This is a genomic window from Streptomyces sp. NPDC054783 (genome assembly GCF_053611725.1).
Genome location: NZ_JBSHAY010000018.1, coordinates 96,552 through 111,962 on the forward strand (window position 1 = coordinate 96,552; position 15,411 = coordinate 111,962).

Annotated in this window: 6 protein-coding genes and 1 pseudogene; all 7 read left to right on the forward strand. The window is 75.5% G+C overall.

The genetic code is table 11. The features are described 5' to 3' along the window. The first annotated feature begins 63 nt into the window (after window positions 1–63). Window positions 64–918: a DUF4132 domain-containing protein gene (locus ACWGJ5_RS28315; protein WP_453312479.1), complete on the forward strand. Its 855-nt coding sequence runs from the start codon at window positions 64–66 to the stop codon at window positions 916–918. Next, on the forward strand, window positions 915–5,921 hold the full coding sequence (locus ACWGJ5_RS28320; protein WP_453312480.1) for a hypothetical protein: 5,007 nt from the start codon (window positions 915–917) through the stop codon (window positions 5,919–5,921). The genes ACWGJ5_RS28315 and ACWGJ5_RS28320 overlap by 4 nt, the downstream gene beginning before the upstream one ends. 574 nt (window positions 5,922–6,495) lie before the next feature. Then, on the forward strand, window positions 6,496–7,665 hold the full coding sequence (locus ACWGJ5_RS28325) for an AAA family ATPase (protein WP_453312481.1): 1,170 nt from the start codon (window positions 6,496–6,498) through the stop codon (window positions 7,663–7,665). A gap of 5 nt (window positions 7,666–7,670) precedes the next feature. Continuing rightward, complete coding sequence (locus tag ACWGJ5_RS28330) at window positions 7,671–11,651, forward strand: vWA domain-containing protein (protein WP_453312482.1); 3,981 nt, start codon at window positions 7,671–7,673, stop codon at window positions 11,649–11,651. Window positions 11,652–11,707: 56 nt separating this feature from the next. Next, a complete protein-coding gene (locus ACWGJ5_RS28335) occupies window positions 11,708–13,594 on the forward strand; it encodes a hypothetical protein (protein ID WP_453312531.1) in 1,887 nt (628 codons plus the stop codon). A gap of 210 nt (window positions 13,595–13,804) precedes the next feature. Beyond that, on the forward strand, window positions 13,805–14,569 hold the full coding sequence (locus ACWGJ5_RS28340) for a response regulator transcription factor (RefSeq protein ID WP_453312532.1): 765 nt from the start codon (window positions 13,805–13,807) through the stop codon (window positions 14,567–14,569). Between the two features lie 146 nt (window positions 14,570–14,715). Then, window positions 14,716–15,146 (forward strand): annotated as a pseudogene (locus tag ACWGJ5_RS28345) (hypothetical protein); the annotation flags it as partial. Window positions 15,147–15,411: the final 265 nt, after the last annotated feature.

The window sequence follows — 15,411 nt, forward strand, 5'->3', positions numbered from 1 at the left end:
GCGTTGTCAGTGGCCTGCCCTACAGTTCCCGTCACTTGATCAACACGGGTGCGGGAGGCACGTATGGGGTGGGTGTCGGCGGGTGACTACGAAGTCGCCCTGGACGGCGGGAAGGTGGTGTGCCGCAACGCGTCCGGACGGCGGCTGAAGTCGGTGCCACCGAAGGTCGCCGACGATCCGGCGGTCGTGGGCCTCAGGCAGCTCGTCGAGTGGCTGGAGCGGCACGAACGGCAGTGCCTGGCCACGGCCGAGCGGTGGATGGTCCGCTCACTGCCGGTGCCGCTCGCCGTCGTCACGCGCGTGTGGCCCGACCCCGCCTGGCGGGCAGCGCTGCGCGACCTCGTGGTCACCGGTGCCGACGGACAGGTCGCCGGCTTCCTGCGGGACGCAGACTCCGAGCGCGGCCTGGGTCTGGTCGACCTCGACGGCGACACCGTACGCATCGCGCCCGACCTCGTCCGCATCCCGCACCCCGTCCTCCTCGAAGACCTCGAAGAGCTGCGGGAGTTCGCCGTCGAGCTGGGTGTCGAGCAGGGCGCGCAGCAGCTCTTCCGCGAGGTCTGGCACCGGCCGGCCGCGCCCGACGCGGAGGCGGCCGAGGTCGAGGACTACGCCGGCGGTTCGTTCAAGGAACTGCGCTTCCTGCACGGCCGGGCCGCCCAGCTCGGCTACCGGGTGCGCGGTGGGTACGCCGTCTGCCCCGTCCTGGAGGACGGCCGGGGCGTCGAGGCCCGCGTGTGGGTCGGCGACTACGACGGCTACATGGACACCGAGACCGGCCCGCTGGTCTGGTCCGACCCCGCCGGACGGGTCCTGAAGCTCGGTCAGGTCGGGCCGGTGGCCTGGTCGGAGGGCATGCGCATGGCGGCCGCGCTGTACGCGGGGCGGGACATCGAGGACGAGGAGCGGGCGGCATGACGTACGACGAGACCGCGGTGGCCGCGCTGCTGGACGCCGGCGCCGTCCTGCCGCCGGGCAGCACCGCGCGCGCGGACGCCGACAGCCTCACCGTGCGCACGTACACGCACCCCGCCCTCGACGGCCGGCAGGTGATCCGGCTGGTGCCGGGCACGCTGGGCGAGGCGGAGGACCTGTCGCTGGAGTTCCTGGGCCTCGCCCGTGAGCCCGAGACGCCCGAGGTGGGGCAGGTGCGCCGGGAGACGCTGGGCTTCCCGGCCTGGGCGCTGGTCAACGACCCGGCCAACGGGCATCACGCGCTCGCTCTGGTGAAGGACGTCGAGCGGCTGGCGAGGCAGGCCAAGTCCCGTCCGGGCGCCGCCAAGGAGGGGTTCGAGGCGCTCGGCGAGCGGCTGGGCCGGACGGTGCCGCACTTCCTGCCGACCTTCTACGAACAGGCCGCGCGGGTCTTCCTTGAGCACGAGAACACCACGTACGCCGCCGCGTTCTTCGGCAAGGCCCGCGAGGCCGAGCGGGTGCACGCGCTCGCGGTGGACGAGGAGCGGCAACGCGCGGTCTTCCTGGAGTTCGCCTTCGCCGGCGCGCTGACCGTCAAGGCCCTCAAGGAGCATGTGCGTGACCTGGCCGGGCGGCTCGAACCGGCCGCGGCCTGGGCGCAGTTCCGGCAGCTGATCGTGGAACGCTGTGCGGCCGGGATGCCGCCGTACGCCTCGCTGCCGCAGGATGCGCGGGGCCTGATCAAGGCAGCCGGCCTGCCCCGGGTCACGGAGGAGTGCGCGCTGGTCGCCGACCTGATCGCCTCGCCCGCCGCGGTCCGCGCTCCGCGCTCCTTCTGGACCGCCTACCGCGCCGTGCTGCCGGTGCTCGCCGGGGAACGGCCCGAGGTCCGGCTCCGGTTGCTGGAGATCATGCCCGCCGGTCTGGGCCGGGACGCCGAGGACGAGGAGTTCTGGCTGACCCTGCTCGCGGAGACCGGGGCCGACCGGCTGCTGACGGACGAGTCGGCGGCGGCCGGGCACGGCGCCGATCCGGCGGACTGGCTGACCCGCTGGGCGTCCTTCCGCAAGCACGGCGGCTCGTACTCCCGCCGCTGCCCGGCCACGCTCGCACTGGTCGCGCGCATGGCTCCGCTGCTGCGGGCCGCCGGCCGTCCGGTGGACCTGTGCACCGGCCGCTGGCACGCGGGCGCCGATCTCGATCTGCTGGACCTGTGCGCGGCCGAGCGCGTCCCGCTGACGCTGCCGGGCGCCGACGTCCCCGTGTATCTGCCGCTGCCCGAGTGGCTGCTGGACACCCGTGCCGGCCGGCGTGACCTGGCGGCCGTCGCGGCCGACCCGCGGCTGCGGCGCCTGCTGCACCGGGCCGTGGACAGGGTCGGCGGCCATCAGCGCAGCGAGCAGATGCTGAAGTCGATCGCCGCCCACCCGGTCCTCTCCGAGGTGCTGCGGGAGTGGCTGGACGAGGCCGTCGGCGACTTCACGCGCGCGGCGGGCCTGCCGGGCGCCCGTGCGGCGCTGGACCGGCTGCGCCCCTTCCGGGTGATCGCCGCCGAGGTCGCGCCGGACGCGGTCGCCCGGGTGGCCGGCCGCGAGGTGGCGCCGCTGCTCGGCCGCACCCTGCGGGCGGGCATCCTCGACGAGTTGGGCTGGCCCGCCCTCGACGAGGCGCTGACGCTGCTCGACGGCCACAGCAGGAAGGGCGAGGACAACTCGGTGGCCGTGCACGAGGCCTGGCCGGCGCTGATCCTCTGCCGCGGGCGCAGGGCGGTCGTCGTCGGCCCGGAGCGGATCCTGCTCGACCACGACCTGCGTCTGCCCCATGACCTGGACCGCTGGCAGCGCCCCCGCTTCCGGTACGTGGACGGGGAACTGCTCGTGATGTGGCGTCACGGCAGCAAGCAGTACGGCTACTGGTCCGCGCGGCCCGCCGACGTGTTCGAGCTCGGCGGCGAGCAGCTGCCCTCCTGGTGGTCCGGCCAGGAGGCCGTCGTCCCGTCGATCCCGCTGGCCGGTGGCGGACGCGCGACCGGCGGCCGCACCCTGCACGCGGGGGACACGGACCTGCCGCCCAGCCGCGCGATCATCGGCGACGGCACCACCCTGTGGCGCCAGGGCCGGCAGGGCAGGCAGACCGTGTGGCTGGAGTACGACCCGGTCACCGGCACGCACGGCCGCGCTTCGCTGCCCGCGCTGCTGCGCTCGGCCGTCCGCGAGGACGCCGAGCTGCTGCCCGGCGTGTGCGAGGTGCTGCCGCTGCAACCGGGCCTGGAGCCCAGCCCGTTCGGCACCGACGGTACGGTGCTGGGGCGCTGGGTGCGCAAGGAGGGAGAGGGCGCCGAGCAGCGCCGTACGGCCGGGACACCGGACGGGCGGACGGTGTCGGTCGCGGTGGACCACGACGGCCGGGTGGGGGTTCCCTACGGTGCGCTGCGGCTGCCCGGCGGCGCCGAACCAGTCGTCGCCCAACTGGGCGGCTACCGGGCGCAATTGGGTGGGACGATCGGGCTGTACGCGGGCGACGACACCTCGCACACCGGCCTGCTGGGCCGGCTGTCGCCGAACGACCGCGGCGGTGAGTACGCCGCCGGCACCCGGCTCGTCCCCCCGCTGCCCTTCTGGCACGCGCTGCGCCCGCGCGACGAACTGGGCTCGGCGGTGCTGCGCACCCTGGCCGACGAACAGGCCGCGGAGCTGCTGCGGCTCACAGCCGAGGCGCTGGCGATCCGTCAGCAGGCGCTGAAGGCGGCAGGTTCCGACGAGACGGCCAAGGCCGCCGTGCCGACCGCGGACTCCGTCGCCCTGAAGGCAGTCGAGCACGTCCTCGCGGACCTGGCGGACGAACGGCTGCGCATGGGCGTGACCACGCTGGTCAGGTCGGCGCTGCGCATCGCCGACTCGGCCACCGCCTTCGCGACTCCCCCGAAGGAGAAGCCGGTGCAGGCGCGCAACCGGACCGAGGGCATGTTCGCCGACTACAGCCCCGTGCACGGTGACGACCGCGCCCTGTACTCCGCCGTGTCCGGTGTCGTCGGGCTGCGTGGCGGATGGTACGGCGAGCGGTGGAGCATCCTGCGCCAGATCCGCGCGGTGAACCACGTGCTGTCCGGCAAGCCCGCCGACGGCAAGCCGCTGCCCGGGCTGGCCCGCATCGGCGCCCTCACGGACGGCTGGACCAGCGAGGAGCACACCGTCCCGGTGATCGGCATGGTCTGGCCGCCGGTCCTGGGCGCCCTGCGGGCGCTGATGTACCGGGCCGCCTCGCCCGTACTGACCGACGATGAGCGAGAACCGCTGCTGTTGCTGGCCGAGGCCCTGACCGAGGGTCCGCTCGTCGAGGCCGGTGACACACTGCGAGAGGTCGTGCTCAGCGAACCGCAGCACGAGCAGCAGCAGCGCTCCGGGCAGGTGCTGCGATGCGCCGGGCGCACGGTGGTGATCCTCGGTTCTCACGGGGTCGACGTCCGGCGGGAGCGGGTCAGGTGGCTGGCGCTGGACCACGATCCGTCCGGGGCGTTCGGCGCGGTCGCGCACTTCACGCTGGAGGAGGAGGCCCGGTACGCCCCGACGATCTCGGCCGAGGAACTGACCGCCGTCACCCGCCTCGTCCGCGGCAAGGGCGCCGCACCCTGGCAGCCCGAGGCGCCGGAGGCGCTTAGGGCGGCGACCGGCGGCGCGCTGGGCCCGCTGCAGTCCACCGTGCTGCTCGCCGGGCTGCCGCAGACGCCCGGCGCCGAGGCCCTCGCCACCATCGGGCTGAAGCCGCGGCAACGGGAGTTCGGCGCGGCGCTGCTGCAGGGCCTGGGCGTGGAACGGCGGGCGGCGCTGATGGGCGCGCTGCTGCCGGAAGACCCCGCCGCCCTGTGGACGACGGGACCGGACACGGAGGCCGCGGGACACGCGTGGACCGAGCGGTTCGGCTCGCTGGTCCGGTTGCCCGAGGACCTGTGCGTAGAGCTGGCCGGCATGGGCGCCGGAGGCGCCGGGGACGTGCTCAACCCGTCCCTCACCCCGTGGCTGAGCCGCACCACGGTCCTGCGTCCGGACAAGGACGGGGACCTCGTCCCGGAGGACCCCCAGGCGATGCCGAACAGCTACGCCCTGACGGGTGCCGTCGGCGCGTTGGCCGCGCTGGCGTACGTCCTGCCGTACGGCCATCCGTTGCGTGCCGTCCTGCCGGAGGGCCTCGCGGCGGTGCGGCGCCGGATGGCCGACCCGGAGCTGATGCTCGGCTTGGACGTGGAGTTCACGGAGAAGGGCGGCCCCACCGCCGTGGAGCTGCGCAAGGTGTACGGACTGCCCGCGACCGGCGGGGCGGACGTGTACGGCACCACCCGGGTCGGGGAGGCCCTCGCCCTGCGCCCCTCGTACCATGACACCGAGACCGTCCTGGTCCGGCCCGCCGGACTGACCGGGCCCGACGACGCGGTGTTCGGGCTGCTGGATGGCCTGGTGGGTCCACAGCGCGGCCACGGCCTGCGCATGCTCCGCACGCTTCTCGGCGAGGAGCTGGGCCGCGCGGTCGCGGCAGGCACCGAGGGCCCCGCGGGGTATGCCCAGGACCCGGCGGTCAGCGTGCCCGCGCTCGTCACCGAGGTGGCCGCCGAGCACGGGCTGGGCGAGGATGCGGCCGCGCTCTACCTGCAGTTGCTGGCCCTGCCGGATCCGACGGACCGCAACTGCGCCCACTGGACCGGCTGGAAGCCCGCGCGTCTGAAGAAGGCCCGCGCCGAACTGGCGGCGAGGGACCTGGTGGTGGAGGCGAAGCGGCCGCGCGCCGGGCGGACCCTGTTCCTGCCGTGCGGCTGGCGCGACCTGAAGTCGCCCGCGCTGCCGGTGGAGACCTGGAAGGAGGGTCTGTACCCGATTCCGGGCCACGAGCGCGCGATACCCCTGGTCCCGGTTCCGGAGCTGTTCATACGCGCCTGGACCCGTGTCCGCGAGGGCGACGCCCCGGCGTACGAACAGCTGACCACCCGCGCGAACCGACAGGGGCGACGCCGATGACGTCCACCGGGCCGGGGCCCACCGCGCCGGACTGCACCAGGCCGGCGCTAATCGGGCCGGGCTCCACCAGGCCGTGGCCCGCAAGGCAGGGGCCCACCGCGCCGGACTCCACCGGGCCGGGACTAATCGGGCCGGGCTCCACCAGGCCGTGGCCCGCGGGGCAGGGGTCCACCACGCCGGGGTCCGCCGGGTCTGGCTCCACCGCGCCACGCTCCACCACGCCGGGTGCCACCGGGCCGGGGCCCGCGGGGCCGCGGTCCACCGGGCCGGGCTGCACCGGGCCGGGCTCCACCACTCCGGAGTCCACCACGCCGGGCTCCACCGGGCCGGAGTCCACCGCGCCACGCTCCCCCACGCCGGGATTCATCGGGTCACGCTCCACCAAGCCGGGACCCGCGGGGCCGGGCTCCACCGTGCCGGAGTCCGCCCGCCTCCGTTCCCGGGCCGCCCGCCCGTTTTCCCCGGCCGGCGGCCCCCTGGCCTCAGCCGCCGGCTGCCGCCCTCTCGCCGCGCCGTCCGGCCACGTGCTCCCTCCGACCTCCTCCTCCCGCAGCGCCTCGAAGGAATCCCGCCGATGACCACCGCACTCGCGCCCGACGCGACCCGCCAGATCGTTCCGCCCGAGGACCGGTACGGCGTCGAACTGGCCTTCCTCGCCGTCCACGACTCCGGTCCCCGGCCGCCCGCGTGGCGGCTCACGCCCCGGGCCGTCGTCACCTTCGTCATGGGCAGCGGCGGCCGGGCACTGCGCCTGCCCGACGACGCGGAGGCGCCGGAGGGCGTCCCGCGCCGACTGGAGATCACCGGCAAGTTCGTCGGCGACCGCGCGCTGGTCGAGCGGTGTGTCGTCACCCTGGCCGGTGAGCGGGGCCTGCTGCTCGTCGGCGAGCCCGGCACCGCCAAGTCCATGCTGTCGGAGCTGCTGTCGGCCGCCGTGTGCGGCACCAGCGGACTGGTCGTGCAGGGAACGGCCGGTACGACCGAGGACCAGCTCAAGTACGGCTGGAACTACGCCCTGTTGCTCGCGCAGGGGCCCAGTCGGCAGGCGCTGGTTCCGTCGCCGGTGCTCACCGCGATGACCCGGGGCGCGATCGCCCGGGTCGAAGAGGTCACCCGCTGTCTGCCCGAAGTGCAGGACTCCCTGGTGTCGTTGCTGTCGGAGCGGCGCATCGCCGTACCCGAACTGGCGGGCGGCGATGACGCGTTGGCGCACGCGGCGCCGGGGTTCAATCTCATCGCCACCGCCAACCTGCGGGACAAGGGCGTCTCGGAGATGTCGGCCGCGCTCAAGCGCCGCTTCAATTTCGAGACGGTCGGCCCCATCTCGGACCTCGACGCCGAGACGGCACTGGTGCGCGGCCAGGCCCGGGCGTCGGTGGAACGGGCGGGCGCGCCCTTCCGGGTGGACGACGCCGTCCTGGAGGCCCTGGTCACCGTCTTCCGTGATCTACGGGAGGGCCGGTCGACCGAGGGCTGGGAGGTGGAACGGCCGTCCACGGTGATGAGCACCGCGGAGGCCGTGTCCGTGGCGGGCGCGCTGGGGCTGGCCGCGGCGTACTTCCCGGGCGACCGGGACGTGCTCGGGCTGCTGCCCGGCCATCTCCTCGGTGTCGTACGCAAGGACGATCCCGCGGACGCGGCACGGCTGCGCGGCTACTGGGACGGCCCGGTCCGGCGCCGCGCCGAACAGGGTTCGGCCACCTGGCGCACGCTGTGGGACCTGCGCACGGTCCTGGAGGGCTGACGGCCGTGTCCCCTGTCTCGCCCCTCGCCGCGTCGGCCGTGCCGGAGCCCGGCCCCGACACGGACTCAGCGGCTGTCGCCTGCGCCGACGCGGGCTCAGCGGCGGGCTTTGCGGCTGTCGCCGATCCGGAAACCGCCGTGGCCGCCCTGACCGACCCTGCGGTGCCGTATCTCATCGGGGTACGGCACCACGCGCCCTCCCTCGCCGCGGCCGTTCCCGCGCTGCTGGACGCGGCCCGGCCGGAGGTGCTGCTGGTCGAACTCCCCGCCGAGACGCAGGACTGGCTGCCCTGGCTCGCCCACGAGGAGACGAGGGCTCCGGTCGCCCTCGCCGCCGCGCCCGGGGACGGGGTCGGGGGCCCGGCGTTCTATCCCTTCGCCGACTTCTCCCCGGAACTGGCGGCCGTGCGCTGGGCGGTGCGGCACGGGGTACCGGTGATCGCGTGCGATCTGCCGCTGGCGGACCGGGCCTGGACCGGGGTGCCTGGGCCGGACCGGGAGGCGGAGGCGCGGGAGTTGGAGACCGGCGGGAAGTCCGGAATCCCGAGCGCCCCAAGTCCGCACGCCGCCGACCTGCCCGGACCGCCCAACACCCCGGCCCTGCAGACCGACGGGAACGCCGAACCACCCAACACCCCGGCCCTGCAGACCGACGGGAACGCCGGGGCGCCCAGTGCCCCGGCTCCGCACGCAGCCGAAGTGCGCGGAACTCCCGGCGCCCCGGCGGTGGAGGGCGACGGGTCCGTCGTCGGGTCCGCCGCGGCCCGGCTCACCTCGGTCCTGCGTTCCCGGCTCACCGGCCGCCCCGGTGACGACCTGTGGGACCGGCTCGTCGAGGCCGCCGCTCCCGGTTCCCCGCCGGAGGCACTGCGGCGGGCCGCGCTCCTGACGGGGTGGGCACTGCGGGAGGAGGCGTTGGCCTCCGGCGGGGTGCCGGAGCTGGACCTGCGGCGCGAGCGATGGATGCGATCGTGCCTCGCCGCGGCCACGGCGAACGGCGAGCGCGCCGCCGTGCTCGTCGGCGCCTTCCACGCCCCGGCGCTCCTGGCACCGGCGGGCGGTGAAGGCGCTGTGGGGGCGGCGCAGGCTCCCGCTGCCGGGAAAGCACAGGGTCCCGCCCCGGCGTGGACGACTTCCCTCATCCCTTACAGCTACGCCCTGCTCGACGAACGCTCCGGCTATCCGGCCGGCATCCGTGACCCGGAGTGGCAGCACCTGGTGCTGGACACGGCCGGTGACCCCGTCGCGCTGGAGGATGCGCTGACGCGGGCCGCGGTGCGGGTGTGCGCCGAGTTGCGGGCGCTGGGCCATCCCTCCGGGCCCGCCGACGCACGGGAGATCACGCGGCTGGCCGGTGATCTGGCCCGGCTGCGGGGGCTGCCCGCGGCGGGCCGGGGCGAGCTGGTCGAGGCGGTGCAGACGGTGCTCGCGCAGGGCGAGCCGTACGGGCGGGGCCGGGCCGTGGCCCGCGCGATGGAGAGGGTGCTCGTCGGGACGCGCACCGGCCGCCCGGCCCCGGACGCGCCGCGCTGCGGACTGGCACCGGCGGTCGAGGCGGAACTCGCCGAACTACGACTGCCCGGCCCGGCGGACTCGGGTGAGGGCGCCGCGCGGGACCTGCGCCTGGACCCGCTCCGCTCGGAACTGGACCGCCGCCGTGAACTCCTGCTGCGGCGCCTGGCCGTGTGCGCGGTGCCGTACGGCGAGCCGAAGGCGGTGACCGGCACGGGCGGAGCCGATGCGCTCACCTCGCGCTGGGAGGTGCGCTGGACACCGGCCACCGCGGCCATGCTGACCGCGGCCGGCCTGCGGGGAGTCACGCCGGCGCAGGCCGCCGAGGGCGTGCTGCGGGAAGACCGACGCGTCGAGCGCGACGAGGGCGGCCCCACGGCGGCGCAGACCCTGCGGGGGCTGGAACAGGCGGCGGAGTGCGGCCTGCCCGGGCTCGCGGACGAGCGGCTGGCCGACACCGCCGAGGTACTGCCCGGCTCCGGCACACTGCCCGAACTCCTGGCGGGACTCGCCCTGTTGGACCGGCTGCGGGCCGGGCACATCGCCGGCCTCGCCGGCCTGGGCGGCGACGAGGAACGCACGGCGCGGGCGGCTGCCGTCGCCGCACTGCTGACCGCGGCCGCAGTGCGCCAGGTCGACGGGCTCACCGGCTCCGAGGACCCGGCCGACGCACCCGCCCTGCTGGAACTCGCCCACCGCGCCGACGCGCTGGGCGGCATACGGCTCACCGACGCGCTCGCCCGGCTGGCGGCCGACGGCTCCCCGCTGATGCGGGGCGCCGCCGGAGCCGTACGCGTGCTGCTGGGGCAGGAGGAGGCACAGGCGTTCGGCGACCGGGTCGCCTCCTGGGTGGACGGTGCCTGCGATGCCAGCTCCCGGGCGGCGCTCACCGCGCGGCTGACCGGTCTGCTGAGCGCGGCCGGTCCCCTGCTGGAGTCGGCGGCGCCCGCGCTGGAACCGCTGCTGCGCCGTATCGCGGAGGTCTCCGACCGTGACTTCCTCGACCGGCTGCCGGCGCTGCGCGGCGGCTTCGACACGCTCAGCCCGGCCGCGCGCGACCGGCTGCTGGCCACCGTCGAGCAGCTTCTGGGCGGAGAGCGTCCGGACGACACCGGCGGCGTCGATCCCGCGGCCCTCGCCCTTTGGACCCGCGCCGACCTGGCGGCCCGCGAGACCCTGGCCGCCTCAGGACTCCTCCCGCCTCACCGGCCCACCGGGACCACCGGGACCACCGGGACCAGCGGCACCACCGGCACCACCGGGACCACCGGGACCAACGAGGCCACCGCCGCCACCGCCGCGACGAACACCGAGGAACCCGCGGTGTCCCTTCCCTTCGGCGTCACCGGCGATCACCACCAGCTCGCCCCGGCCGACCGCTGGCGGCTGCTGCTGGGCCGCCGGAGCAGCCGGCTGCCCGGCCCGGCCCGGCGCCTGGCGACCGCTCTCGACGAGTTGTACGGCAGTGGACACGGCGAGGGCAGCCGTGGGGATCTCTCGGGCCGGGGCGGCGCCGGATCCGGTGGCGGTCGCGGGGCGCCGTACCCCGGGGTGCGGGAGTGGTCCGAGGAGCTGGCGGCGCTGTTCGGCCCGGGTATCCGGGAGGAGGTGCTGGCGGCGGCTGCGGCGGCCGGCCGCCAGGACGTGTTCGCCGAGCTGGATCCGGACAGCGTACGGCCGTCCGTAGACCTGCTGCGCTCGGTGCTGCGGCACGCCGGCGGCCTGCCGGAGGCCCGGCTGGCCGCGCTGCGCCCGCTGGTGCGGCGCCTGGTGGACGCCCTGACCCGGCAGTTGGCGACCCGGCTGCGCCCCGCGCTGCACGGCACCGTTCTGCCCCGTCCCAGCCAGCGTCCCGGCGGCGGCCTCGACCTGCCCCGCACCCTGCGGGCGAACCTCGCCACGGCCCGCCGAATGCCGGACGGCACGGTCCGGGTCGTACCCGCGCGTCCCGTCTTCCGCAGTCGCGCACGGCGCTCGGCCGACTGGCGGCTGATCCTGGTCACCGACGTGTCGGGGTCCATGGAGGCGTCCACGATCTGGGCGGCGCTCACCGCCTCGGTGCTGGCCGGGGTGCCCACTCTGTCCACACACTTCCTGGCCTTCTCCACCGAGGTGATCGATCTGACCGACCACGTCGAGGACCCGCTCTCCCTCCTCCTGGAGGTCAGGGTCGGCGGCGGCACCCACATCGCCGCCGGACTGCGGCACGCACGCGAACTGGTCACCGTGCCCTCGCGCACGCTCGTCGTGGTCGTCAGCGACTTCGAGGAGAACTACCCGGTCGGCGGGCTGCTCGCCGAGGTCCGCGCACTGGTCGGCGCCGGCTGCCATGTGCTGGGCTGCGCGAGCCTCGACGACACGGGCCGCCCACGCTACTCCACCGGGGTGGCGGGCCAGTTGGTGTCGGCGGGCATGCCCGTGGCCGCTCTCAGTCCGCTCGAACTCGCCCGCTGGGTAGGGGAGAAGATCGCATGAGCCAAGGCATGTGGCAGGGCATGAGCCAGGACATGAGCGAGGGCATGAGGCAGGGCATGCGCGCGGATCTGCCACAGGTCGCGCCGTCCGTGACCGCCGAACTCGTCGCGGCGCTGTCGCCCCGGCTGCGCAAGCGCCTCGACGCGGGCATCGCCAAGCTGGCGGACCGGTCCGCCGTGCGTGACGGCGACACGGTGCGCATCGCCATCGACGACGACACCGACCTCGAACTGCACGCCCCTGGCGGCACGGTGACCAGTGCCGACGCCATCCGCTGCGGCTGCCTGCTGGCCCCGGACTGCGTCCACCGCGCGGCGGCCGCCTCGGCGGCCCCGATCGCGGACGACGCCGACTGCGAGGTGCGGGAGCACGGTTCGCGGGATGCGGCGGCCGACGCCAATGACGCGGTGGAACCGGCAACGGCCGGTACCGGGCAGCGGGCACCCGGACCGGAATCGGCTCCCGCCACCCACGAACCGGGTGGCACGGAGACAGCCGGCGTCGCGAAGACAGTACTCGCCGCACAGACGGCCGGCCCCGCACAGGAACGCGTCGAGTCCGAGTCGGCCGACGCCGCACAGCGCTCCGCCGCCCTCGCGCTCCGCTCCGCCGCGGCCGCCGTACTCGAAGCCGGTGCGGACGGGGCGGGTGCGGTGCTGCAGGCGGAGCTGCTGCGGGCCGCGCACACGGCGCGGCTCGCGGGCCTGCACCGGGCCGCCGCCTCGGCCGTCTCCGTGGTCACCGCGCTGCGCGCGGCCCGCGCGGCCGACCCGGACTACCGTCTGGTGGACCTGGTCGGCGGTCTGCGTGAGGTCCTCTCCGTGGCCCACCGCGTCCCGTACGCCACCGGCGCGGAGCTGGCCGGGCTGCGCGGCACGGCACGGCAGCCGTACCGCCCGGACGGCTCGCTGCGGCTGTACGGCCTGTTCTCCGAGCCTGTTCTCACCGCGAGTGGCTACGCGGGTGCCGTCACCTGGACCGCCGACGCCAAGGGGCGGCTGTACCAGGCGTCCGATGTCGCTCCTGGCGCCGCCGGGCGTGCGGTGGGCGCGGCCGACCGGGCGGTCCGGCTCGGTGACACGGCCCTGACCCACCGGGAGCTGTCCCGTGCGGGCCTCGCGGTGTCGGGGGCCACGGTCTCCCCCACCGGCCGGCTCGGGGCGGGCGCCGGCGTGCGGGCGGTCGGCGCGTCCGGTGCCGGCTGGCGCGAGGAGCCGCTTGACCGGCTCTGGACCGTCCCCGTGGCCGAGCAACTGAGCCGCGCGCTGAACGGCGGCCACGACCTGCTGTTCCTGGAGGTCACCCTGCTCGGTACGGCGATGGAGGCGGCGGGCGACTGTCTGCTGGCCGGATGCGACGGTGTCGTACTGCGGCTGACCGCCGCGCACGACCACCCCGCGCTTCCGCACCGGGACAACCTGCGTCTGCTGGCCGGCGCCCAAGGGGCCACACTCCGGGTCGTCGCCCGGCTCACCCCGGCCCCGCACCCCCGAGCCCAGCTCCTCGCCACCGAGCATCCGGCCCAGCCAGGTGCTCGGGTCGACATGGGCCTGGACCGGCTGCAGCGCGCGGACCTGCCCACCGCGCGCGTATCCCCGGTGCAGGCGGCGCCGAGCACCGAGGAGGCTCCGGTCCATCTGCTGCGCCGCCGCGTACAGCAGGCCGTCTCGGGCGGCCGACGGGTGCTGTCCCTCTCCGGCGACCCAGGCGCCGACGCCCGGCGGCTGAGCCGGTCCGGGCTGGCCACGGCGGGCGGTCTGCTGGAGGAACTGCACGCGGCGGCAGCGGAGCGCTCCCGCGACGTGTTCGGCCGCCTCCTGCCGGCGGACCCGGACGGCTTCGCCCGCGCCTGGCTGGCGGCTGCCCGCTACGCCGAGGAGGTGGACCGCGCACTCTGCGTCGCGGCCTGGCCCGGACAGCGCGGGAGTGCCCGGTCGGAGTGAGGGGCGGAAGGGGTACGACACCGGACGGGCCGCCGTTCCCCCGTGCCGGCGGCCCGCCGGACGCCCGTCCGCACAGGCCGGTGCCGCGGGTTGCAGTGTGCGACAGCCGGTGGCCGCGGGGGTATGCGTACAAGTACGTACGCGGACCGGGAGGGCGGGTCGCGGGGCAACCGAGAGGCACAGGTGGGGCTGGACAAGGCGTATGAACGCATGACGGCGGTCGCCGTGGCGGCGCTGCACGAACGGGAGCCCGCGCGGCTGTGGCCGATGCTCGCCGGTGCCCTGGCGGACCTGTGCGGCGGCTCGGCGGTCATCCACAAACTCGACGACTGGAGCGAGCGCGCGGGCACGATCGGTGCGGCGCCCGATGCTGCCGCCGCCGAGCTGGAGGGGCTCGCGGAGGCGGAGCTGGCCCTGCTCCGCGCGGGCTATCCCTTCGCCCACCACTACGCGAACAGCACCGACCGGATGCCCGTCACCGCCCGTCGGGCGGCGGGGCGACGCTGGCCGGACAGTGCCACGGCGCGCCTGCTCGGCGCGGCGCTCGACGTCGACCACGTGCTGGGCGTGCCGCTGCCCGAGAGGACCACCCCGGTCACCGGGTGTCTGGTCTACCGCGCCGGTACCGACTTCACCGACGACGATCTCGCCATGGCGGAGCGCGCGCAGCCGCTGCTGGCGGCCGTGGAGCGGCAACGGCGGCTGCTGGAGGAGTGGCGGCGCGGGCTCGGCCCGGGCGGAGCGCCGGACGAGCGGGCGGCGGACTGCGCGCTGACGCCGCGCGAGACGACCGTCCTGTTGCTGCTCACCGACGCGCTCACCGCCGACGCCATCGGCCGTCGCCTCGGCATCTCCGTCCGCACGGTGCACAAGCACGTCGAGAACATCTACCGCAAGCTGGGCACCCGGGACCGTCTGGGCACCGTGCTGCGAGCCCAGCGGCTCGGTCTTGTGCCGTCGCCCGGCGCACCCTGAGCCTTCGCTCGGCCTGCGTGATTCGTTACCGTGGAGCGGTCCGCCGGAGCCGAGCTTTCCTGAAGGGTTGACAGCCAATTTGTCACGTGATCGGGCGACCGTACCGGGAGCTGAGAGCCGGCAGCCGGCAGCGGGCTGAAAGCTTTCTGCGTGTCCCCGTAGGCCCCGACGCCCACCGCTGGCGCACCTTCCCCGCCGAGCGGACGCTCGTCGTCGCCGTGCGTACCGTCACCTCCACCGTGCGCGTGTTCGAGGCGCTGCCGGCCCTGCTCCGCGACGACCCCCGAGTGGGCGTCGTCTTCGCCCACGGTCCCACCTCCGCATTCGCCGACGGGGGGGGGCGGGAGCTCCTCAGGGACTCCGGATGCCGGGTCATGCCCTGGGAGCAACTGGCGCACATCAGCCCCGATCTCATCCTCACGGCCGGCGAGCACGTGGACATACCGGAGGGCGACTGCCGGTCCTGGTGCTGCCGCACGGCGTGGACTTCCAGAAACGGGTCCCGGACGCACGCGGGGCGCACGACCGGCTGTCCGGCCTCGTCCCCGACGCACTGCTGGAGTCCGGCCGGGCATGGGCGGGCAGTTGGTCGGGCTGAACGCCGGGTGAGGCCGGTGCGGCCGTGGCGGACGCCGAAGGCGATGTCGTACGACGTTCCGGCGCCACTCCCAGTCGGCGGCGACCCGGTTCGCCGCGTCCTCCTCTTCGCCGCTCTGTCTGACTGTCTCCAACTCTTCGCGGGCGGCGTCCAGTTCGCCTTCCTCGCCGCGCCGGGAGAGCCGGCGGGTGAACCGTCGGCTCCCGTGCTTCATCTTCAGCCAGGCGTCCGCGACCATGAGCCC